Genomic DNA, 23,758 nt, shown 5'->3' with positions numbered 1-23,758 from the left:
AAGGATGATGAACGAGTTTGCGAAGCGGATTGCAGCACTCTCTCCAGCACAGCGAGCCTTGCTGGAACGACAACTTCAGCAGCAGGGCGTAGCATCTGCTAAACCGCAACCCATCCCACGTCGGAACGATACCCCTCCCCTATCGTTCGCGCAACAGCGGTTGTGGTTCCTGGATCAGTTTCAGTCCCAAAGTCCGGAATACAATGTATCAGCGGCAATGCGGCTCAAGGGATCTCTCAATATCGCCGCCCTTGAACAAGCCTTGAATGAAATGGTTAGGCGACACGATGTGTTGCGGACGACCTTTCCCGCCGTTGATGGACACCCGGTGCAGGCGATCGTTCCCACCCTAACATTGCCTCTGCTGCTGGTCGATTTACACACTATTCCGGCAGCACAGCGAGACGCTGAAGTGCAACGGCTTGCGCGGGCTGAAGTGCGCTGTCCGTTTAACCTCTCCCAGCGACCGCCCATGCGAACGGCGCTGTTGTCATGGGGCGAGGATGAGTACTGGCTGCTGGTGACGCTGCATCACATCATTGCAGATGGCTGGTGCCGGGGCATCTTCATTCGAGAATTGACGGTTCTGTATCAGGCGTTTGTTCAGGGTCAGCCTTCTCCCCTGGACGAATTGCCCATTCAATATGGTGATTTTGCCCACTGGCAGCGGCAACAGCTTCAGGGAGAAGCTCTGGAACGGCAACTCATCTACTGGCGGCAGTGCTTGCACAATAGTCCTGCCCTGCTGAACGTGCCAACCGATCGCCCTCGTCCTGCCCGACAAACCTTTAAAGGCACCCGGCAATTTTTTGAGATTCCCGCACCGCTGGTTGAGTTGCTGAAAGCACTGAGTCAACAACATGGGGTGACGCTATTCATGACGCTGTTGGCGGCGTTTCAAACCCTGCTGTATCGCTACACCGGACAAACGGATATTCTTGTCGGTTCCCCGATCGCCAACCGTACCCCTGCGGAAACCGAAGCGATCATCGGCTTTTTTGCGAATACGCTGGTGTTCCGTACCGATCTATCTGGCAATCCCAGCTTTGAAACGCTGCTGCGGCGCGTTCAAGCGATCGCCCTGGACGCTTACGCCCATCAGGATGTGCCGTTTGAAAAGCTGGTGGAAGACCTGCATCCAGACCGCAACCTCAGCCATAATCCGCTGTTTCAGGTGATGCTGACGCTGCAAGGGGTGCCGCTGACCACTGTTGAGATGGCTGGTCTAACGCTGGAACCCCTGCTGATTGACAGCGGTACTGCTCGCTTTGACCTGATGCTTAACCTCTCGGAAACTCTCAGCGGCATTCGGGGCATTTGCGAATACAACACGGACTTGTTTGATGCTTCTACCATTGCCCGACTTCTGGGGCACTTCCACGTTTTGCTGAAGGGCATTGCGGCAAATCCACGGCGGTGCGTCTCCGAACTCCCCCTGCTGATGGAAGCAGAAACCCGTCAGATTCTCGTGGAGTGGAATCAAACCACACGGGAGTACAATGACCGCCGCTGTATCCATCACCGGATTGAAGCGCAGGTAGAGCAAACGCCTGAGGCGATCGCCCTCAGCTTTGATGACCAACAGCTTACCTATCGAGAACTTAACCATCGTGCCAATCAATTAGCTCACTATCTGCAAGCGCAGGGAGTGCAGCCCGATACCCTGGTGGGGCTGTGTTTGGAGCGATCGCTGGAGATGGTGATTGGCATTCTGGGTGTACTCAAAGCGGGGGGCGCTTATCTGCCCCTTGATCCCACCTATCCGGTAGAACGGCTGGCATGGATGCTGGAGGATGCACAGGTACCGTTGCTATTAACCCAGGCACCTCTGGTATCGACGTTGCCGCCCCACGCAGCACAAGTTGTCTATCTGGATCGTGACTGGCAGGCGATCGCTCCTTTCCCCACGATGAATCCTCCCGGTCTGAGTCAGCCTCACCATCTGGCATACGTCATCTACACATCGGGTTCCACCGGACGACCGAAAGGCGTAATGAACACCCACCAGGGATTGTGGAATCGCCTGGTGTGGATGCAGGAGGCGTATGGACTGACCCCTGCCGACCGGGTGCTGCAAAAGACACCGTTTAGCTTCGACGTTTCGGTCTGGGAATTTCTCTGGCCGCTGATGGCAGGGGCACGGTTGGCGATCGCTCAACCGGACGGCCATCGAGACAGCACCTACCTGGTACGGGTGATTGCTCAGGAGCAAGTGACGACGCTGCATTTTGTGCCATCCATGCTGCACGCGTTTTTAGACGCACTGGGATTGGAAACCTGCCAGAGCATAACGCGAGTGATCTGTAGCGGAGAAGCCCTGCCCGGCGATCTACAAACCCGCTTCTTTGAGCGGGTCAATGCCGAACTGCATAATCTCTATGGCCCGACGGAAGCGGCGATCGATGTCACGGCATGGGTGTGTCAGCCGCAGGGCACTTTAACCAGCGTTCCGATTGGTCGCCCGATCGCCAACACGCAAATTTATCTGTTGGATAATGCCGGAAATCCAGTTCCGATTGGCGTTCCTGGCGAGTTACACATCGGTGGCGCAGGACTGGCGCGAGGCTATTTGAATCGTCCCGATTTAACGGCTGAGAAATTCATTCCCAACCCGTTTTGTGGGGCAGAAGTAAGCTCAGACCTTCAGTCTTTGTGCTTTCAATCCTCAAGGCTCTATAAAACGGGAGATCTCGCCCGGTATCTTCCCAATGGCGCGATCGAGTTTCTGGGACGCATCGACCACCAGGTGAAAATTCGTGGCTTTCGCATTGAACTGGGAGAAATTGAAGCGGTGCTCAACCAGCATCCAGCCGTAAAGGCGAGTGTGGTCATTGATTATGATCGGCAGGGCGATCGCCGTTTGGTTGCTTACGTTCAGTCTTCTCACGAGATAACGGCAGCGGAGTTGCGATTGCACCTCCAGAAAACTCTTCCTGAATACATGGTGCCTGCCGTTTTTACGGTGATGATGGCATTGCCGCTGATGCCCAACGGTAAGGTCGATCGGCGATCGCTCCCCGATCCTGATTGGCGTTCGGCGGAGGTTGCGTTTACGTCACCGCGCACCCCTGTTGAAGAATTGCTGGCGGGGATTTGGGCACGAGTTCTTGGACTGGAGACAGTCAGCGTTCACGATAACTTCTTTGAACTGGGCGGACATTCGCTGCTGGCAACGCAGGTAATTGCACAGATACAGCGAACGTTTCAGGTTGAGCTACCGCTGCGATCGCTGTTTGAGTTGCCAACGATCGCCACCCTTGCCCCCGCGATCGCCACCGCGTTGAAAGAGGCCACCCATGCGGTTCCCTCCATTCAGCCAATTTCCCGCACCCAGCCGCTGCCGATTTCCTTTGCCCAACAGCGCCTCTGGTTTCTAGCCCAGTGGGAACCCGACAGTCCCTTTTACAGTTTGCCAGCGGCCATCCGGCTTAGCGGTAGCCTGGATATTTCAGCGCTGCATCGTAGTTTCCAAGAAATTGTGCAACGTCATGAAGTCCTACGGACTCATATCCGAGCCGACCAGGGACAGCCTCTAGTTGAGATTAGCCCTACGGCAGAGTTACCCCTGCCCCTGATCGATTTAAGTGATATACCTGCCACAACGCAGACCAAAGTGGTGCAGCAGTTAGCCCATGCCTATGCCCAGCAGACCTTTGACTTAGCCACGGATGAGCTGCTGCGGGTGCAATTACTGAAATTGAGCGATACGCGCACCGCGCAGGCAGGCCAACGCTACTATGTTCTACTCATTTCCATGCACCACATTGCCGCCGATGGTTGGTCGATTGGGGTGCTGCTGCGGGAACTGACGGTGCTATATGAGGCGTATCTCAACGGGCAGACATCTCCTTTACCAATCCTGCCAATTCAGTATGTTGACGTTGCCGCATGGCAGCGCCAGTGGTTACAGGGCGATGTTCTGAACACTCAACTCAACTACTGGCAGCAGCAGTTGGCGGGTGCGCCGCCCGTTTTAGCCCTGCCAACCGATTACCCACGTCCCCCGGTTCAAACATTCCAGGGCAGTAGTCATTCCTTTACCCTCCCCGGCGATGTCACTGATGCGCTCAGGACGCTTAGCCGAACGCAAGGCTGCACGCTGTTTATGACCCTGCTGACGGGCTTTGTCCTGCTCCTCCATCGCTACAGCAACAGTAACGATATTGTCGTTGGGTCACCCATCGCCAATCGCACCCATCCAGACGTAGAGGAATTAATTGGCTTTTTTGTGAACACCCTGGTACTGCGAACGGACGTATCGGGCAATCCGACCGGGCAAGAACTGTTGCAGCGGGTTCGAGGCATGGCGCTGGGAGCCTACGCCCATCAAGACCTGCCCTTTGAACACCTGGTGGAAGTGCTGCATCCCGATCGCGACCTCAGCCATACGCCCCTGTTTCAGGTGATGTTTGTGCTGCAAACTCCGCGCCAATCGCTGACCCTGCCTGGTCTGGAAGTGCAGCCCATCGAGATTGACCGCCCCATTGCCAAGTTTGATCTGACCCTTTCCATTACGGAGACCCCCATCGGCCTCACGGCTCGACTGGAATATCGCACCGATCTGTTTACCATCGACACCATTCGCCGCATGGCAGGGCACTTGCAAACCCTATGGGCAGCGCTGGCGGCCAATCCCGATCGCCCAATTGGGGACCTGCCCCTGCTAACGGCATCGGAACAGCAGCAGTGGATGCAGTGGAACAGGACGCAATCGCCCCTTACCCAGGACGGCACATTCATTGACTGGTTCGAGCGGCAGGTAGAACGTTCGCCCGATGCGGTCGCGGTAGTGTTTGCCGACCAGCAAATCACCTACCGGGAACTGAATACTCGCGCCAATCAGCTTGCCCATCACTTGCAGCAGAGGGGCGTTGCCCCAGACGGTCTGGTTGGCCTGTGCGTGGAACGCTCCATCGAACTGGTCATTGGGTTGCTCGGCATTTTGAAGGCAGGAGGGGCTTATGTTCCCCTCGACCCCACCTACCCAGCAGCACGGTTGTCCTACATCCTCAATGATGCTCAGGTGGCAGTGCTGTTGATCCAGCAACGGTTACTGCCGATGCTCACGACTGAGACGCTTCAAGCAGATATCGTGTGTCTTGGAGCCGAGGATGAGGCGATCGCCCAACAGCCCACCGATTTTCCCCGGATTGAGTGCAAACCCGACCATCTGGCCTATGTCATCTATACGTCCGGCTCTACGGGCAACCCCAAAGGTACGCTCGTCACCCACCGGGGACTCGCCAACTACCTCGACTGGTGTACCCATACCTACACCGTTGAACAAGGCACCGGAACCCTCGTTCACTCGTCCATCGCCTTTGATTTAACCGTTACGGGCTTATTCTCGCCGCTGCTCGTGGGGCAACGGGTGGAATTGGTTCCCGAAGACCTGGGAATTGAGGCGTTGGGCATGGCTCTGCGGCAGCGATCGCAACTCAGCCTGGTCAAGATCACGCCAGCGCAGTTGCAGCTTCTGGCAGAACAACTTAACCCGTCTGATGTTGCCCACTGTACGAACGCTTTCATCATTGGTGGGGAAACCCTCTTGCCCGAACACATCGCCTTCTGGCAACAGCACGCCCCAGCCACGCGCCTGGTCAATGAGTATGGCCCAACTGAAACGGTGGTGGGGTGCTGTGTATATTCGGTGCCTCAGGGAGCATCCTACCCGGGAGTCGTGCCAATTGGGAGGGCGATCGCTAACACCGATCTGTACGTTCTGGATCAACATTATCAACTGGTGCCCAGCGGTGTTGTGGGGGAACTCTACATTGGCGGTGCGGGTTTAGCGCGAGGGTATTTGCATCGTCCCGATCTGACTGCCGAGAAATTTATTCCCCATCCCTTTAGCCAGGAACCGGGCGCGAGGTTATACAAAACCGGAGATCTGGCTCGCTATCGCCCCGATGGCACCCTGGAATGCCTCGATCGCGTCGATCATCAGGTGAAAATACGCGGCTTCCGGATTGAACTGGGCGAAATTGAGACGGCATTAAGCCAGTATCCCGGTATTCAACACGCCGTTGTGCTGGCACAGGATGCCCCTGGCGGCGGCAAACAGCTCGTGGCCTACATCGTTGCCCGGAATGCGCCTTCATCGGTTGAGGTGCGACGTTGGTTGAAGGCTACCTTACCGGACTACATGGTGCCCACTGCCGTGGTACCGCTGGAGGCTCTGCCGCTCACCCCCAACGGTAAAGTTGATCGCCGGAGGTTGCCGTCTCTGGCGGGTGTTCAGGTGCCTTCCACACCAGAGGCAGACTTGGTGATGGCTCCCCATACCCCTGCCGAAGAAATTCTGGTGGGAATTTGGCAGCGAGTGCTGGAGTTGGAAGCCATCCACGTTCACGACAACTTTTTTGAACTGGGCGGACATTCGCTGCTGGCAACCCGCGTTGTGTCGCACATTCGGCAGGCGTTTCGAGTCGAGGTGCCGCTACGTCACATCTTTGAATATCCCAGCATTGCCGAGCTAGCGCCTGCGATAGACACTCTGCTGAAAACCGAACCCAAAACTACGGCTCCTCTGCAACCGCGCGATCGCACCCAACCTCTGCCCCTTTCCTTTGCCCAACAGCGCCTCTGGTTTTTGGCACAGCTTGAACCCGACAGTCCGTTTTACAACGTTCCAGTGGCGGTTCGTGTGCAGGGGGTGTTGAATGTAGCGGTGTTGCGGCGAAGTTTGGAGGCAATCATAGATCGGCATGAAGTCCTCCGAACGGCTTTTGAGCGCGTGGAAGGGCATCCGGTGCCCGTGGTGTCAACGGCGATCGCCCTCCCGCTTCCCCTGATTGATTTGCAAGACGTTTCCTCAGTTCAGCAGGCCATTGAGGTCAACCGCTGGGCACAGGTCGAAGCCCAACAGCCTGTGCCTCTTGATTGCAGTCCACTCCTGCGGGTCAAGCTAATCCGGCTTCAGGCTCAAGAGCATGTGCTGTTGCTCACCCTTCATCACCTCGTTGCCGATGGCTGGTCGATGGGAGTGCTGGTTCATGAACTGGCTGATTTCTATAAAGCATTTTGCCAGGGGCAAGCCACCTCGTTGCCAGACTTGCCGATTCAATACGCAGATTTTGCTGCGTGGCAGCGAGAGGAGTTAGAGGGCGATCGCCTGGAGTCGCAGCTTGCCTACTGGACGCGGCAGCTAGCGGGTGCTGCCCCCTTATTGGAGTTGCCCTGCGACCATCCCCGTCCTGCGGTACAAACCTTCCAGGGTGCAACCTATGCCTTCCAGATCTCCCCTCAGCAAACCCAGACGCTCAAGCGCTTCAGCCAGCAGCAGGGATGCACGCTGTTTATGACGCTGCTGACCGCGTTTCAGGTGTTACTGTCTCGCTACAGCAGCAGTGAAGACATCGTCGTCGGCTCTCCTATTGCCAATCGCAACCGGGCTGAAACTGAGGCATTGATTGGTTTCTTCGTCAACACGCTGGTGTTGCGAACCAACCTGTCGGGCAATCCCACTGTACAGGAGGCACTGCATCGGGTGCGGGAGGTTGCCCTGGGAGCCTATGCTCATCAAGACTTGCCGTTTGAGCGTTTGGTGGAAGCCCTCCAGCCAGAACGGAACTTGAGCCATACGCCCCTGTTCCAGGTCATGTTCATTTTGCAAAATGCGCCTGCGGCAGCATTGCAACTTCCCGGTTTAACCCTGAGCCTGCTGGAGTCGCAAACGCAATCGGCCAAATTTGACCTGACGCTCTCCCTACAGGAACGCGCCGATGTGCTGGTGGGCACCCTGGAATACAACCGTGCCCTGTTTGATGCCAACACGATCGCCCGCATGGCTGTCCACTGGCAGCAGCTTCTAGAGGGGATGATGGCTAACCCCCACCAGCGCATCGGGGAACTGGATCTGCTTACCCCTGCCGAACATCAGCAGATTCAGGCGTGGAATGCCGCTGAGGCAGATTTCCTGTCCCTGTCCCTGTGTCTGCATGAATGGGTGGAAGCGCAGGTAGCAAAAACTCCAGATGCCGTTGCCCTTTGCTTTGAGGAGCAACAGTTGACCTACCGCGAACTCGATCGCCGCGCCAATCAGGTAGCCCATCACCTGCGCGGGGTCGGTGTCCGTCCCGGTCAGCTCGTTGGCGTTTGCCTGGAGCGATCGCCCCATCTGGTCATTGCTCTGCTTGCCGTGCTGAAGGCAGGCGGAACCTATGTCCCCCTTGATCCGAGCTACCCACCGCAACGACTGGCGTTCATCCTGGAAGATGCCGATGTTGCCGTCTTGTTAACGGAACATCTGGAGACTGAGCCGCGCCTCCCGACCCATATTCCTAACGTTTCTCTGGATGGCGATCGCGCCACAATTGACCAGGCCTGCACTGATCCGCTTCCAGGGCTGGCTACACCCGATGCCCTGGCCTACGTCATCTACACCTCTGGTTCCACCGGGAAGCCCAAGGGGGTGCAGATTCCGCATCGAGCGGTGGTCAATTTCCTCCAATCGTTGCAACAGACACCCGGACTCACGTCGCAGGATGTGCTGCTCTCATTAACCACCATTGCTTTCGACATTGCTGCGCTAGAGCTGTTCTTACCACTGGTGACGGGGGCGCGAGTGGTGTTGACGAGTCGTGCGATTGCCGCCGATGGCACGCAGTTGGCAAACCTCATGACCCAGGTTCAGGCTACCGTCATGCAAGCGACTCCTGCCACCTGGCAACTGCTGATTACAGCAGGATGGCAGGGCGATCGCTGCTTAAAACTCCTCTGTGGCGGTGAAGCCTTGCCACGTTCCCTTGCCAATGCCCTGTTAGAACGGTGTGGGACATTGTGGAATATGTATGGCCCGACAGAAACGACGATCTGGTCAGCGGTGCATCCAGTCAAGGCGGCTCAGTCACAGGAATCGGATGTTGAACCCGCAGACGCTCACATGCCTGTTCCCATCGGGCGGGCGATCGCCAACACCCAGTTTTATGTGCTCAATCGCTATCATCAAGCTGTTCCCGTGGGTGTTCCCGGCGAACTTCACATTGGCGGTGCCGGGTTGGCCTGGGGGTATTTGAATCGACCAGACTTAACGGCAGAGAAGTTTATTCCTAATCCGTTTTGGCAGGCAGAGGGGCACTCAACTCCTCACTCTTCCAACCTTTACAAAACGGGCGATCGCGTTCGTTACCGTCCAGATGGAACGCTGGAGTTTTTGGGGCGAATCGACTATCAGGTGAAGGTTCGCGGCTTTCGGATTGAGTTGGGTGAGATTGAAACTCAGCTTATTCAGCATAGTGCCATCCGTGAGGCGGTGGTGGTGGCTCGCCCGATCGCGGACAGTCAGGAGTTGGTAGCGTATGTGGTGTTCCATGCACAGGCATCACTGGAGTCGGGAGAACTGCGTCAGTTCTTGAGCCAGACGTTACCCGCTTACATGGTGCCATCGGTGTATGTCCGGTTGGACAACCTGCCATTAACGCCCAACGGCAAAGTGGATCGGCAAGCTCTGCCCGCTCCGCAGCACGACACGCGGTTAAGTTCAGCGACGACCTACGTTGCGCCCCGCAATCAACTGGAACAGATGGTGGCTCAGGTGTGGCAGCACATTCTCCAGGTTGAAACCGTAGGTATTCACGACAATTTCTTTGATTTGGGGGGGCATTCCCTATGGCTAGTGCAGGTTCACAGCCAACTTCAGCATCGCTCAGGCACCGAGTTTCCCCTATTAGAGTTATTCCGCTATCCCACGGTCAGTTCCCTTGCGGCGTTTTTAAGTTCGCACCATCACGCCTCTGTTTCGGATGGGGAGATGGGGGGCGATCGCACCGCTCAACTTCAGCAGGGCAAAGCTCGCCTGCAACGGTTTCGCACGTTGAATCAACTCAGTCGATAACGGTTGGGACGCAGTTTCAACGAATCTCAGCTCGATGAAATGTTTGTTTTATATCCCATGAAGGATTCCAGACCCGTGAACCAGCTCAATGGATTAGAAGTCGCTGTCATCGGCATGACGGGACGCTTTCCCGGCGCTCGAAATTTGACAGAATTTTGGCACAACATTCGGGATGGCGTGGAGTCAGTGTCCTGGTTTACCGATGACCAGTTGCAGGCCGCTGGGGTTGATCCATCCTTGTTCCGTCAACCAAACTATGTCAAAGCCAGAGCAACGCTAGCAGACGTTGACTTATTTGATGCCCCATTTTTTGACTTCAATCCCAAAGAAGCGGCCATTACTGACCCGCAGCATCGGATTTTGCTGGAAGTGGCATGGGAAGCATTGGAACAGGCGGGCTACGATCCAGACACCTACAGCGGTTTAATTGGAGTCTATGCCGGGGTAGGGTTCAACAGCTATTTGCTGAATTTAGTGGCTCATCCAGAGGTGCTGAAGTCAGTCGATCGCTTTCAGCTTATGCTGGCAAATGACAAGGACTTTGCCTGCACCCGCGTCTCCTACAAATTAAACTTGCAGGGGCCGAGCCACACTGTGCAAACCGCGTGTTCGACATCGCTGGTGGCGGTTCACTTAGCCTGTCGGAGCTTACTCAGCGGCGAGTGCGACATGGCACTGGCGGGTGGCATTACGGTCAGTGCTCAGCAAACCGTCGGCTATCTCCACCATGAGGGCAGCATTGCCTCACCCGATGGACATTGTCGCGCCTTTGATGCTCAAGCCCAGGGAACGGTACCGGGCAATGGCGTTGGGCTGGTGGTGCTGAAACGGCTAGAGGATGCGATCGCTGATGGTGACTATATCCATGCTGTAATCAAAGGCTCGGCTCTAAACAATGATGGAGCCAGTAAAGTCAGCTATACGGCTCCCCGCATTGATAGTCAGGCCGCCGTGATTCGAACCGCTCAGCAGATTGCCGAAGTTGACCCAGATAGTATTCGCTACATCGAAGCTCACGGCACGGGCACAACCCTTGGAGATCCGATTGAAATAGCGGCTCTCACGCAAGCAGTCCGCACAGGCACACAAAAGACGGGATTTTGTGCCATTGGTTCGGTTAAAACCAACGTAGGACATCTGGATACAGCGGCAGGTATCGCCGGATTCATTAAAACTGTTTTGGCGCTCCAACATCGGCAAATCCCACCCAGCCTGCATTTCGAGCAACCCAATCCCCATATCGACTTCGCCAACAGTCCCTTCTACGTCAATACTCAACTCACAGACTGGCCATCCAACGGCATTCCCCGTCGAGCTGGAGTCAGTTCCTTCGGCATTGGCGGCACCAATGCCCATGTGGTTCTCGAAGAAGCACCTACTGGTGAACCCCCGCAGCCCGCTCGTCCCTGGCAACTGCTACTGCTCTCTGCCAAAACAAAGACGGCTCTAGATACCGCAACCGCTAACTTAGCCACCCTTCTCCAGCACTCACCTCATCCTCATCTGGCCGATATCGCCTATACGCTGCAAGTTGGTCGTCAAGCCTTTGCGCATCGGCGGATGGTGGTCTGTCAGCCCCATGATGCGAGTGCGGTGCTGGCATCCTCTGACCCACAACGCCTCCTATCGGGTCAGGCCACCGGAGCGCATCGGGCGATCGCCTTTCTGTTCCCCGGTCAGGGGTCACAGTATCCCGGCATGGCAAAGGAGCTGTATGAGACAGAACCTACGTTTCGAGCCGTGGTCGAAACGTGCTGTCAATTACTGCTGCCTGCGTTGGCCGTTGACCTGCGCGAGATTCTCTTTCCCACCGCTGCAACGCATGACTGTGAACGGCTCAATCAAACCCGCTATGCCCAACCGGCGCTATTTGTGGTTGAGTACGCTCTGGCGCATCTGTGGATGAGTTGGGGCATTCAGCCCGCTGCCTTGCTCGGTCACAGCATTGGTGAACTGGTGGCAGCGTGTTTGGCCGGTGTGTTCTGCCTGGAAGATGCGTTAACCCTGGTGGTGCGGCGGGCAGAGTTGATGCAGCAGTGTCCCACCGGAGCGATGCTCTCCGTGCCGCTATCCGCGGCACAGTTGCAGCCCTGGCTCGGTTCAGACATCACCCTGGCGGTCAGTAATGCGCCTTCGCTCTCGGTTGTCTCGGGAAGCCAGGGAGCGATCGCCTCTCTCTCTACTGAACTGGCTGCCAAAGGTGTGGAAGCACGACTGTTGCATACCTCCCACGGCTTTCACTCTGCCTTGATGGCACCAGCGGTTGAGCCGTTGATTGCAGCGGTTGAGCAGGTGAGACTGCATCCACCGCAGATTCCCGTTCTCTCGAATGTGACGGGCACCTGGCTGACGGCAGCACAGGCTACTGACCCCCACTACTGGGGAGAGCAGTTACGCCAGACAGTGCAGTTTGCCTCATGCCTCAAAGAACTGGTGCAGGACTCTAGCCAGATTCTGTTAGAAGTCGGCCCTGGACGAACGCTGACGACTCTGGCAAAGCAGCAGGCAACAGCAGAGCAACTGGTGCTTGCCTCGCTGCGCCATCCGCAGCAGGAGGAATCCGACAGTGCCTTGTTGCTGCAAAGCCTGGGACGCTTATGGTTGGGGGGAGTGGAGATCGACTGGTCAGGCTTCTATGCCCATGAGCGGCGGCAGCGGGTGCCGTTGCCCACCTATCCCTTTGAGCGACAGCGCTATTGGATTGAGCCACAGCCCGCTATTCCAGATCAACAACCCTCTTCAAGCCTGATCATGCGCCAGTCTGATCGTTCAAACTGGTTTTACCTGCCCACATGGAAGCGCACCCCTCCGGTTGTATCTGACTTGCAGGCGATCGCCTCTTCCCCCTCGTGCTGGCTCTTGCTGCTCGATGCCACGGGTTTTGGGCAGCAACTCGCCCGTCAACTGGAGCAGATCGGACAAACGGTGATTACCGTGACACCCGGTGAGCAGTTTGCACAGCATGGCGATCGCCAGTACACGCTCAATCCCAGCCAGGCTAAAGAGTACGAAAAACTGGTGCAGGCTCTGCACACTCAGCCGCTGCATCGCGTGGTTCACTGTTGGAGTATTGATGCTGAGGCGGACAATGAAACCAGTCAACGATGTGGGTTTTATAGCTTAATTTATTTGACTCAAGCACTTGTGCCCCATCATCATTCCCTGTCGCTCCATGTTGTCACCCATCATTTACAGGATGTGATGGGCACCGAGTCTCCGATACCTGCCAAGGCTACGCTCTCAGGAGCTTGCAAAGTCATTCCACAGGAATATCCTCAGTTTCCCTGTCAGGTGATTGATGTCGTCCTCCCTTCTTCTAACGATGCGTGGGCGACGCAACTGATTCAGGCTCTACTCGCAGAATTCACTCATCCGGATGGTGATACCACCGTTGCCTATCGAGGAACGCGTCGTTGGATTCAGACCTTTGCCCCCATGCCACTGCCAGCGGCTCCGAGTCAGTCTCGCCTGCGAAAAGGAGGTACGTATTTAATTGCCGGGGATTTAGTTCATGGCTTGGGATGTTCCTTCGCCATGTCCTTGATTGAACGGTGGCAGGCGAACGTTTCCCTGGTTGGCAACACCGGATTGCCAGCCCGCACGCAATGGCAACACTGGCTTGCAAACCACCCTGGAGATGATCCTGTGAGCCGTCAAATTCACCAGTGGCAAGCCCTAGAAGCAACAGGTGCCCGGGTGTACTGGGTCGAAGCAGACGTGACCGATGTAGCGCAAATGCGGCAGGCGATCGCACACATTGAGCAGCAGGTTGGCTCTTTGCAGGGTGTAATTTACACGCCCGCCATTAATGCCGCACACTCTATTAGAGCGATCGCTGACGTGACACCTGCCAATAGTGATGCAGAACTATCTGCCCGAATGCAGGGGCTTCATGTCTTGGAAACGGTTCTGGGCGATCGCCACCTTGATTTTGGCCTGGTTCAATCCTCTCTTGCGTGTGTCTTGGGAGGTGTGGGATTAGCAACCTATGCCGCCAGCTATTTCTATGTCGATGCTGTGGTCAACCATCTGAATCGTAGGAGCCACACACCTTGGTTCAGTATCAATCGGCAAGCGTGGCACTCGGACGAGCCAGATCACGACCCGACATCTCCAACCAGTGATGCGCTTGATCTGGCCATGACTCCCCAGGAAGTGTGGGAGGCTATTGAACGTGTTTTAGCCATGTCTGTAGCCGAACAGGTAGTGGTTTCAACGGGGTCACTCTCACAACGAATGAGTCAACCTTCACCCGTTGGATTGAAGAAGCAACAGGCCGTTTCACTCCCTCAGTCCAGCCCATTCACCTCGGCACGAGCGAATGTACAGACTCCGTATGAAGCCCCCCGCACCAAACTGGAGCAGGCGATCGCGGTTATCTGGCAAGAGCTACTGGGCATCGAGCAAGTCAGCATTCACGACAACTTCTTTGAATTGGGTGGCCATTCTCTACTTGCTATTCAGGTTACGTCACGTTTGCGGCAGCAGTTTGCCGTGGAACTCCCGCTGAAAAGTATTTTGTTTGATGCACCAACGGTTGCCGGATTGGCTCAGGTCATTCACGATAGCCAGTCGCCATCGAACGAGCAGACGATCGCCGCTCTGTTGGAAGACGTGAAAAACTTATCGCCGGATGAGGTTCAGAGGTACCTCAAAGAATCTCACTCTGGCTCATGAAACCGACTTATTACAGCGGTTTTCACTCAAATGAGGCACGGCTTCATATCTACGAACATTGCAATAGGAGTTTGCACCTATGGAATTTAGTTTGTTTTACTTCTCCGGGGATGGATCAACCGTTCAACCCGATACCTATCGACTGATGATTGAAAGCGCTCAATTTGCTGACCAGCACGGCTTTTCAGCCCTGTGGATGCCCGAACGACACTTTCATCCCTTCGGGGGACTGTATCCCAATCCATCAGTAACCGGAGCAGCTCTGGCAATGGTGACGCATCACCTGCAATTGCGGGCAGGCAGTGTGGTGATGCCGCTGCATAATCCGGCACGGGTAGCGGAAGAGTGGGCCGTTGTCGATAACCTCTCAAATGGGCGCGTGGCGATCGCCTTTGCATCGGGATGGACAATGGATGATTTTGTCCTGTCAACGGAACCGTATGGCGATCGCAAAGCCGCCATGTGGCGAGGTATCCAGACCGTGCAAAGGCTATGGCGGGGGGAATCCGTCGAACTCAATGAGGCATCGGGTCAGCGGATTCCAGTGAAAACCTTTCCCCGACCCTTGCAGTCCGAATTTCCAACCTGGATTGTCTGCCAGTCGCCCAACACGTATATCGAAGCAGGCAAACTGGGCGCGAATGTTCTGACCTCGCTGCTGTCCGGCACGCTGGAGGAAGTGGCGAAGCATATTTCACTGTATCGGCAAGCCCGCAGAGAGCATGGGCATGATCCGCAGCAGGGCAAGGTAGCGATGATGCTCCATACGTTTGTAGGAGAGGATTTCGAGACGGTTAAAGAACAGGTGAGAGAGCCGTTTTGCAATTACTTAAAAACGCATTTGGACTTACTGGAGCATTTAGCCAAAGGGTTGAACTTGAAGATTGATCTCAAGTCACTTTCAAATGCCGACATTGATAGTCTGCTGGCCTTTGCCTATGAAGGCTGGCTGAAAGGCAGAACCCTGATTGGCTCCCAGGCTACCTGTCTACCAATGATCGATCGCCTCCAGCAAGCGGGAGTGGATGAAGTGGCCTGCCTCATTGATTTCGATCCCAACATTGATGCGGTCATGGCGGCTCTGCCCCATCTCCATGCCCTGAAAGAGACCTGCAATCGCAAAACCGTAGCCGTAATGGGTTAATCGTATGATGAATGAGCTGGCTCGACAACTGGCAGCCCTTTCGCCAGAGCAGCGATCGCTCCTGGAAAAGCGCCTGCAACAACGGGGACTAAGCCTATCATCTCCAACCGGGATTCCACAGCGATCGCCCCTTTCCCCGATCAATGAAGCTCCCCTGTCGTTTGCACAACAACGGCTGTGGTTTATCCATCAACTGGATCTGAATCCCAGTTCATATAACGTGTTTAGCGGATTGCGGTTGTACGGAACGTTGCGCGTGCCAGTACTGGAGCAAGCCCTCCAGGAAATCATTCAGCGTCATGACACCCTGCACACCACCTTTGCGACGAATCCAGAGGGACAACCGATTCAGATCGTTGCGCCTGTATCGACAACTTCATTGGCGACTCACGACCTGAGCCACGTTGCCGATCGAGAACTTGAAGTACAGCGGTTAGCCCATCAGGAAGCGCGTTGGGTCTTTGATCTGGCACAGCCGTTGCTGCGGCTCAGGCTCCTGAAGCTGGATCACACGGAGCATGTCTTGTTAGTGACCATGCACCATATCATTGCCGATCGCTGGTCACTGGGTATCTTTATTCAGGAGTTGACGCAACTCTATGAAGCCTTTTCTCGGCAACAGCCCTCCCCCCTCTCGCCTCTGCCGATTCAATATGCAGATTTTGCGGTCTGGCAGCGGCAGTGGTTGCAAGGAGCCGAACTTGAGAAACAATTAGCCTACTGGCGACAGCAGTTGAACGCCCTGCCCGTACTGAACTTACCGAGCGATCGCCCCCGTCCGGCAGTGCCCACCTTTCAAGGTGCCAGGTATCCGATTGCCCTTTCTAAGCCATTATCCGATGCGCTGAAAGCCCTAAGTGTGCGATCGGGTGTGACGTTGTTTACGGTTTTACTGGCAGGGTTCACGGTTTTACTCCAGCGTTACAGCCACCAGGAGGATATTGTTGTCGGCACCGATATTGCCAACCGCAATCGAGTTGAAACGGAAAGCTTAATTGGCCTGTTGGTGAATACACTTGTGTTACGCACTCGGCTATCGGGTAACCCTACCTTTCTGGAACTCTTGCAGCGAGTACGCGACGTCTTAATGGGAGCCTACGCCCATCAAGACCTTCCCTTTGAACGGCTGGTCGAAGCGCTCAAGCCAGAACGGGATCTCAGCCAGATGGTGCCATTATTCCAGGCAAAGCTCGACTTTCAGCTTGCCCCATTACAACCGCTGGCTCTGGATAATCTCACGGTTCACCCCCTGTTGTTAGATAACGAAACGGCCAAATTTGAACTGCGCCTGAATTTAGTGGATTCAGAGTCGGGAATGAAAGGGCAGGTTGAGTACAGTACCGATTTGTTTGATCAACCCACGATTGCCCGTTTGGTCAGTCACTTTCAAACGTTGCTGGAAAGTATTGTTGCCAATCCTCAGCAGCGTTTGTCTGATCTTTCACTGCTCACCCCGGAGGAGTACCACCAGTTAGTGGTGGCGTGGAATCAAACCACACGGGAGTACGATGATAACAGCTGTATTCATCACCTCATTGAAGCGCAGGTGAAGCAGACCCCCGATGCGATCGCCCTCACCTTTGAAAACCAACAGCTTACCTATCGAGAATTAAATCATCGCGCCAATCAACTGGCTCACTACCTCCAGGCGCAGGGATTGCAGCCCGATACCCTGGTGGGGCTGTGCTTGGAGCGATCGCTAGAGATGGTGATTGGCATTCTTGCGGTTTTAAAGGCGGGGGGAGCCTATGTGCCGATTGATCCGACCTATCCATCCGAGCGACTTGCTTTTATGTTGCGGGATGCCCAGGTGCCCATTCTCCTCACCCAGGCACGATTCGTTCACGCTTTGCCCGAAGTGCCTGCACACTGCATTTGTCTGGATGGCGACTGGGAGGCGATCGCCGCCTATCCCACTACAAATCCTCAAAGCAGCGTTACCCTCAACCATCTGGCCTATGTCATTTATACGTCCGGCTCCACTGGACAGCCCAAAGGTGCAATGAATACCCACGTGGGACTTTGCAATCGCCTGCGGTGGATGCAGGAGGCGTATCACCTAACGCCAATCGACTGTGTACTGCAAAAGACACCCTTCAGTTTTGATGTCTCCGTGTGGGAGTTTCTGTGGACATTAATGACAGGAGCACGATTGGTCGTGGCAAAGCCCGGTGGTCATCAGGACAGTACATACCTGGCTCGACTGATTGCAGCAGAACGCATTACCACCCTTCACTTTGTACCGTCCATGTTGCAGATATTTCTGGAGGAACCCAACCTCTCGGACTGTCGCAATGTGCGACAAATGATGTGCAGCGGTGAGGCATTATCGACCGAGTTACAGCATCGATGTTTAGAGCGATTACCTGCCGCACTGCACAACCTCTATGGACCGACAGAAGCAGCGATCGATGTGACCCATTGGACCTGCCAACGACAAGACACAGGCAGTAGCGTCCCCATTGGACGACCCATTGCCAATACGCAAATTGATCTATTGGATAAAGCTGGCAACCCAGTCCCTATCGGTGTTCCAGGTGAGGTACATATTGGCGGAGTGGGGCTGGCACGGGGCTATTGGAATCGACCCGACTTAACGGCAGAAAAATTTATTCCCAATCCGTTTTTAAAGGCAAACGATAAACGGCAGACCGATTCTCTGTCTGTGACCGTTACCCCTCTTCAATCTTCAAGACTTTATAAAACGGGCGATCTTGCCCGGTATCGACCCGATGGCACAATTGAATTTTTGGGACGACTGGATCATCAGGTGAAAGTGCGGGGCTTTCGGATTGAGTTAGGAGACGTGGAAGCCGCACTGAGTCAATATCCCGGCATTCGGGAAACGGTGGTCGTAGCTCTGGACGATGAACAGGGATATAAGCGATTGGTAGCGTATGTCGTGGCTGATGCAACCGCAGAAAGTTCTGTCAGCCATTTGTATGACTTCCTGTCCAATCGACTGCCAGAGTACATGATTCCCTCTGTCTTTGTGCCCCTGGATGCGATGCCGCTGACTCCCAATGGCAAAATCGATCGCCGCGCATTGCCCTTGCCACAAACCATTCGCCCCAACTTAGATACGGCGTATATCATGCCGCAAACGGAGTTAGAGCAGGCGATCGCCCAGATTTGGCAAGAGGTACTGCAACTGGAAACGGTGGGTATCCACGATAACTTCTTTGAGTTGGGGGGGCACTCCCTGTTATTAATTCAAGTGAATACTCGACTCCGCTCCCAGTTGCAGGCAGACTTATCTATTCTTGATTTATTTCGGTATCCGACGATTCATGCGATCGCTCAACATCTCAGCCAATTCCGTAACCTATCCAATCATCAACCTGGTGAACAATTAGCATCGTCGAATGCCCACCACATCGAAGCACGTCAACAGGGCAAACAGCGAATGCAGCAACGACGAGTCAAGCGCATAAAGTAACGGTGCATGTACAGGTAATTCCATCCAGTTTGAACTATGAGTGATCCAACCACCAGCTATCCAGGAAATTCGCTGAACGGACTCGAAATAGCCGTCGTTGGTCTATCCGGGCGCTTTCCGGGTGCCAAAAACGTTGCCCAGTTCTGGCAGAACTTATGCGAGGGCAAAGAGTCTATTTCATTCTTTACGCCTGAGGAATTGGAGCAGTCTGGCGTTGATTTGGTGCTGATGAATGACCCTAACCATGTCAGGGCGGGAGGCATCTTAGCAGACAGTGATCAATTCGACGCGGCTTTCTTTGGTTTCTCTCCCAGAGAGGCTGAAATCCTTGATCCGCAACATCGGCTGTTCCTCGAATGTGCGTGGGAAGCGCTAGAGGATGCGGGATATGACCCACACCGCTATGACGGCTCAATTGGTGTCTATGGGGGAGCTCGACTGAGTAGCTATTTGTTAGTGAACCTGTTCCCCAACCGCGATCGCCTCTTAGCCTCTGTCAGTCCCAATCAAATTTTGCTGGGCAATGATCCGGGCAATTTAACCACTCGCGTCTCTTACAAGCTGAATTTAGAGGGGCCAAGCTGCACCATTGAAACAGCTTGTTCTACCTCATTGGTGGCGGTGCATCTTGCTTGCCAAAGCGTGCTGAATGGCGAATGTGATATAGCTCTGGCGGGCGGTGTAGGGGTTTCAGCGCAGCAAAAGAGCGGGTATCGCTATCAGGAAGGCGATATTTTATCCCCCGATGGTCACTGTCGCGCCTTTGATGCTCAGGCCAATGGCACGGTTGGCGGTAATGGCGTGGGGATTGTGGCTCTGAAACGATTGGAGGATGCGATCGCCGATGGAGACTGCATTCGAGCGGTGATCAAAGGTTCTGCCATTAACAACGACGGAGCATTGAAAGTTAGCTATACGGCTCCTCGCATTGATAGTCAGGCGAAGGTGATTCAGGCGGCGCAGGCGATCGCCGATGTTGATCCTGCCACGATTACTTACATTGAAGCCCACGGCACTGGAACGGCACTAGGCGACCCCATTGAGATTGCTGCACTAACCCAAGCCTTTCAACTGCAAACTGGGTGTTGCGCCATTGGTTCGGTTAAAACAAACATTGGTCATTTGGGCGTTGCTGCTGGTGTCACTGGTTTAATTAAGACAATCCTGGCACTACAACACCGAAAGATTCCACCCAGCCTGCATTTTCAGCAACCTAATTCCAGGATTGACTTTACTAACAGTCCGTTTTATGTCAATACAACGCTGACGGACTGGCAATCCAGTACGCCGAGGCGGGCAGGCGTTAGTTCCTTCGGCATGGGAGGCACCAATGCTCATGTGGTGCTGGAGGAAGCCCCGATTCTATCCTCTGGAGCCTCCCGATCCCATCAACTCCTGCTGCTATCCGCGAAGACTCCATCGGCGTTAGACGTCGCTACGCGGAATCTCGCCGACCACCTCCAGCAGGCTCGTCCCAAGTTGGCCGATGTCGCCTATACTCTCCAGGTTGGGCGGCAAGCCTTTGACCATCGACGGGCGATCGTTTGCCAGGATCTCGACGATGCCGTGAACGCGTTGAAACATCCTGATTCACCATCCGTGTTCACAAACCTCGTTCAGTCCCCTTCACCGCAACTCGTATTCATGTTTCCTGGACAGGGTTCGCAGTACGGGGATATGGGACGCGAGCTGTATGACACAGAACCCGGCTTCCAGGAACAGGTTGATCAATGCTGTCAACTTCTAAAACCGCACCTGGGATTAGATTTGCGCGATATTTTATATCCCCAAGCTCCAACCCCAGCCTCTTCCCTCCTGACCCAAACTCGCTACGCCCAACCTGCGATCTTTGTGATTGAATACGCACTGGCGCAACTGTGGATGAGTTGGGGCGTGAAACCCAGTGCCATGATCGGCCATAGCATTGGGGAGTATGTGGCAGCCTGTTTGTCTGGGGTGTTTAGCCTGGACGATGCCTTAAAACTCGTGGCGATGCGAGGCCGCTTAATGCAACAGATTCCCCCGGGAAGTATGTTAGCGGTATCTCTCTGCGAAACAGAGTTACAGCCCTTTTTGAATGATGAAGTAACTCTCGCGGCTCACAATGCGCCTTGTGGATGTGTCGTTTCTGGAGTGAGTCAAGCCATCCAAACGTTGAGCGATCGCCTCACCCAGCAGGGTATTACCTGCCGCTTACTGCATACATCCCATGCCTTTCACTCTCCCATGATGAACCCGATCCTGGAACCGTTCCTGGCACAGGTCAATCAGGTTTTCCTCCAGGCTCCCAACATCCCTTTTATCTCGAATGTGATGGGCACCTGGATCACACCCGCCGAAGCTACAAATCCTCACTACTGGGTAAAGCATCTACGGCAAACGGTGCGGTTTACAGAAGGTATCAAGGTACTCCAGTCCTCGGCGCAAATCCTGCTGGAAGTCGGACCTGGACGCACATTGAGCACCCTGGCAAAACAAACCCTGGATGGTACTGCGTCGGTCACCGTCCTGTCTTCATTACGTCATCCCCAAGAACAACAGTCTGATGTTGCATTTCTGCTGCAAACCCTTGGCAAACTCTGGCTGACTGGCGGTTCTATCAATTGGCAAGCCTTTTCTGCCCACGAGCAGCGGCGGCGATCGCCCCTCCCTACCTATCCCTTTGAGCGGCAGCGCTACTGGATTGAACCTAGCTTGAGTGAATCGAGTGCCCTACCCTCTACGTCACAAGCTCAACCATTGGACGTTGCAGACTGGTTTTATCTCCCGACCTGGAAGCAAACGGTTCCACCCGACTTGCTTCAGCCCAGGTGTGAACAACAGCCCCAGTGCTGGCTTATCTTTGCGGATACTTACGGCATTGGACAGGCGATCGCCACCCGCTTGCACCAACAAAACAAGACCGTCATCACCGTGACGTGCAGCCGGGAGTTTACCCACATCAATGAGGATGAATATGGCATCAATCCTCAACATCGAGCCGACTATGACACCCTGATTCAATCCCTGGCGGACTCCCACTCCCTTCCCGATGCCGTTATTCACCTGTGGAACCTGGCAACCACAACAGGGGATGATTCTCCCGATACGGCGTTAGGTTTTAATAGTCTGCTGTACTTTACGCAAGCCATTGGGCAACAAGCGATAACAAAACCCTTGCAATTGAGAATAATTACTAATAGTATTTACGATATAGTGGGTGATGAAGTTCTTTGTCCTACCCAGGCCACCAGTCTGGGGCTGTGCAAAGTTATTCCCCAGGAGTATCCCCATATTACCTGTCACAGTATTGACGTTAGCCTATCCATCACCGGGACAAGTAGGCAAACAGGCATCCAGCGGATTGCCGAACAGATCTGTGTAGAACTGACTACATCCGTGGATTTGGTCGTGGCCTACCGGGGAAACCACCGCTGGATTCAGGACTTTGAAGCGGTTCAACTTACTGACACTAAGTCTCAATATATGCGAGACAGGGGGGTCTATATCATTACGGGTGGATTCGGCAAGTTGGGATTGACCTTTGCAACATACCTGGCTCAAACGGTCAAGGCAACCTTAGTACTCATGAGTCGATCCGGACTGCCAGAGCGATCGCTCTGGCCGCAGTGGCTAGAGACCTATCCGGATCAGGATGTTACCCGTTCCCGCATCCAACAAATTCAACGGTTGGAACACCTGGGAGCTAAGGTTTTAGTGATTCAAGCAGATGTGGGAGATGAGGCACAACTGCAACGGGCGATCGCCCAAGTTTATCAACAGTGTGGAGACATTCACGGCGTGATTCATGCGGCGGGTATTGCAGGCGATCGGCGAACCATTCAGGATCTAACCCTGGCAGACTGTCAGCGACAGTTCCAGGCAAAAGTGAATGGAGTCCTAACGTTAGAAAAAGTTTTGCGGGGCAAGTCGCTAGATTTTTGTCTGCTATTTTCGTCCCTGGCATCCGTTCTGGGTGGATTGGGATTTGCGGCCTATGCGGCGGCGAATAGTTTTATGGATGCCGTGGCTCGTCGCCAGCGTTGCCACCGTGATATCCCGATGTTGAGCATCAATTGGGATGCGTGGCAGGTCAGTACCGACGTGGATAGAGGGGCGATCGCCGACTCAACGTTAGTTCACGCCATTAGCCCCAGTGAAGGAATCGCGGCCTTTGAACGACTCCTTGCCTTGAAGACTCTGGCGCAAGTGGTGGTTTCAACAAGCGATCTCAAGGTTCGCATGGATCAATGGTTGAAGTTGGAGTCTGTTCGAGCCACGTCTTCAAGTCAGCCAGTCATTTCACCTGCTATCCAATCCGTTCAGAAGATCAACTCTCGCACTGATCTGGAGCAAACCGTTGCCAGTATTTGGCAGCAAGTATTGGGTGTTACCCAGATTGGTATGAACGATAACTTCTTTGATTTAGGCGGTAACTCCCTCAGCAGTATCCAGGTTGTCGCCCAGTTAAAACAGGCGTTAAATATTCAAATTCCCGTTGTCAGTTTGTATGAACGGCCGACGGTCAATGCTTTAGCCGCACTCCTGAGGCAGGACGACCAGGAAGAAGCACCCCTGGTTGCCAGTTCAACGCGAGGACAAAAACGCCGAGAAACAAAGCAGCAACGACGATGATAGCGCTTGCTGTGGCATCGCTGCGCGTGGCATTGAATGGGTTTTAGGT

Annotated in this window: 5 protein-coding genes; all 5 read left to right on the top strand. The window is 54.6% G+C overall.

Annotated features, from left to right (window positions below; genetic code table 11):
* Nucleotides 1–4: 4 nt before the first annotated feature.
* Nucleotides 5–9,835, top strand: coding sequence for a non-ribosomal peptide synthetase (locus tag IQ268_RS08195; protein ID WP_193877328.1), 9,831 nt, complete (start codon nt 5–7; stop codon nt 9,833–9,835).
* 57 nt (nt 9,836–9,892) lie between these two features.
* Nucleotides 9,893–14,512, top strand: coding sequence for a type I polyketide synthase (locus IQ268_RS08190; RefSeq protein WP_193877326.1), 4,620 nt, complete (start codon nt 9,893–9,895; stop codon nt 14,510–14,512).
* A 79-nt stretch (nt 14,513–14,591) separates the two neighbouring features.
* Nucleotides 14,592–15,656, top strand: coding sequence for an LLM class flavin-dependent oxidoreductase (locus IQ268_RS08185; protein WP_193877324.1), 1,065 nt, complete (start codon nt 14,592–14,594; stop codon nt 15,654–15,656).
* Nucleotides 15,657–15,660: 4 nt separating this feature from the next.
* Nucleotides 15,661–19,095 carry a non-ribosomal peptide synthetase gene (locus tag IQ268_RS08180; protein ID WP_228035192.1) on the top strand — a complete coding sequence of 1,145 codons (3,435 nt, stop codon included), beginning with the start codon at nt 15,661–15,663 and terminating at the stop codon, nt 19,093–19,095.
* Nucleotides 19,096–19,131: 36 nt separating this feature from the next.
* Nucleotides 19,132–23,709: a type I polyketide synthase gene (locus IQ268_RS08175; protein ID WP_193877322.1), complete on the top strand. Its 4,578-nt coding sequence runs from the start codon at nt 19,132–19,134 to the stop codon at nt 23,707–23,709.
* Nucleotides 23,710–23,758: the final 49 nt, after the last annotated feature.

The organism is Oculatella sp. LEGE 06141 (assembly GCF_015207605.1).
Taxonomy (GTDB): domain Bacteria; phylum Cyanobacteriota; class Cyanobacteriia; order Elainellales; family Elainellaceae; genus Oculatella.
Note: the sequence above shows the minus strand (reverse complement) of the source record. Positions and strands in the feature narration are given on the sequence as shown.

Coding starts and splice junctions, on each gene's coding strand:
- IQ268_RS08185 (WP_193877324.1), top strand. CDS start 14,592: ATGGAATTTAGTTTGTTTTACTTCTCCGGGGATGGATCAACCGTTCAA.
- IQ268_RS08180 (WP_228035192.1), top strand. CDS start 15,661: ATGATGAATGAGCTGGCTCGACAACTGGCAGCCCTTTCGCCAGAGCAG.
- IQ268_RS08175 (WP_193877322.1), top strand. CDS start 19,132: ATGAGTGATCCAACCACCAGCTATCCAGGAAATTCGCTGAACGGACTC.
- IQ268_RS08195 (WP_193877328.1), top strand. CDS start 5: ATGATGAACGAGTTTGCGAAGCGGATTGCAGCACTCTCTCCAGCACAG.
- IQ268_RS08190 (WP_193877326.1), top strand. CDS start 9,893: ATGAAGGATTCCAGACCCGTGAACCAGCTCAATGGATTAGAAGTCGCT.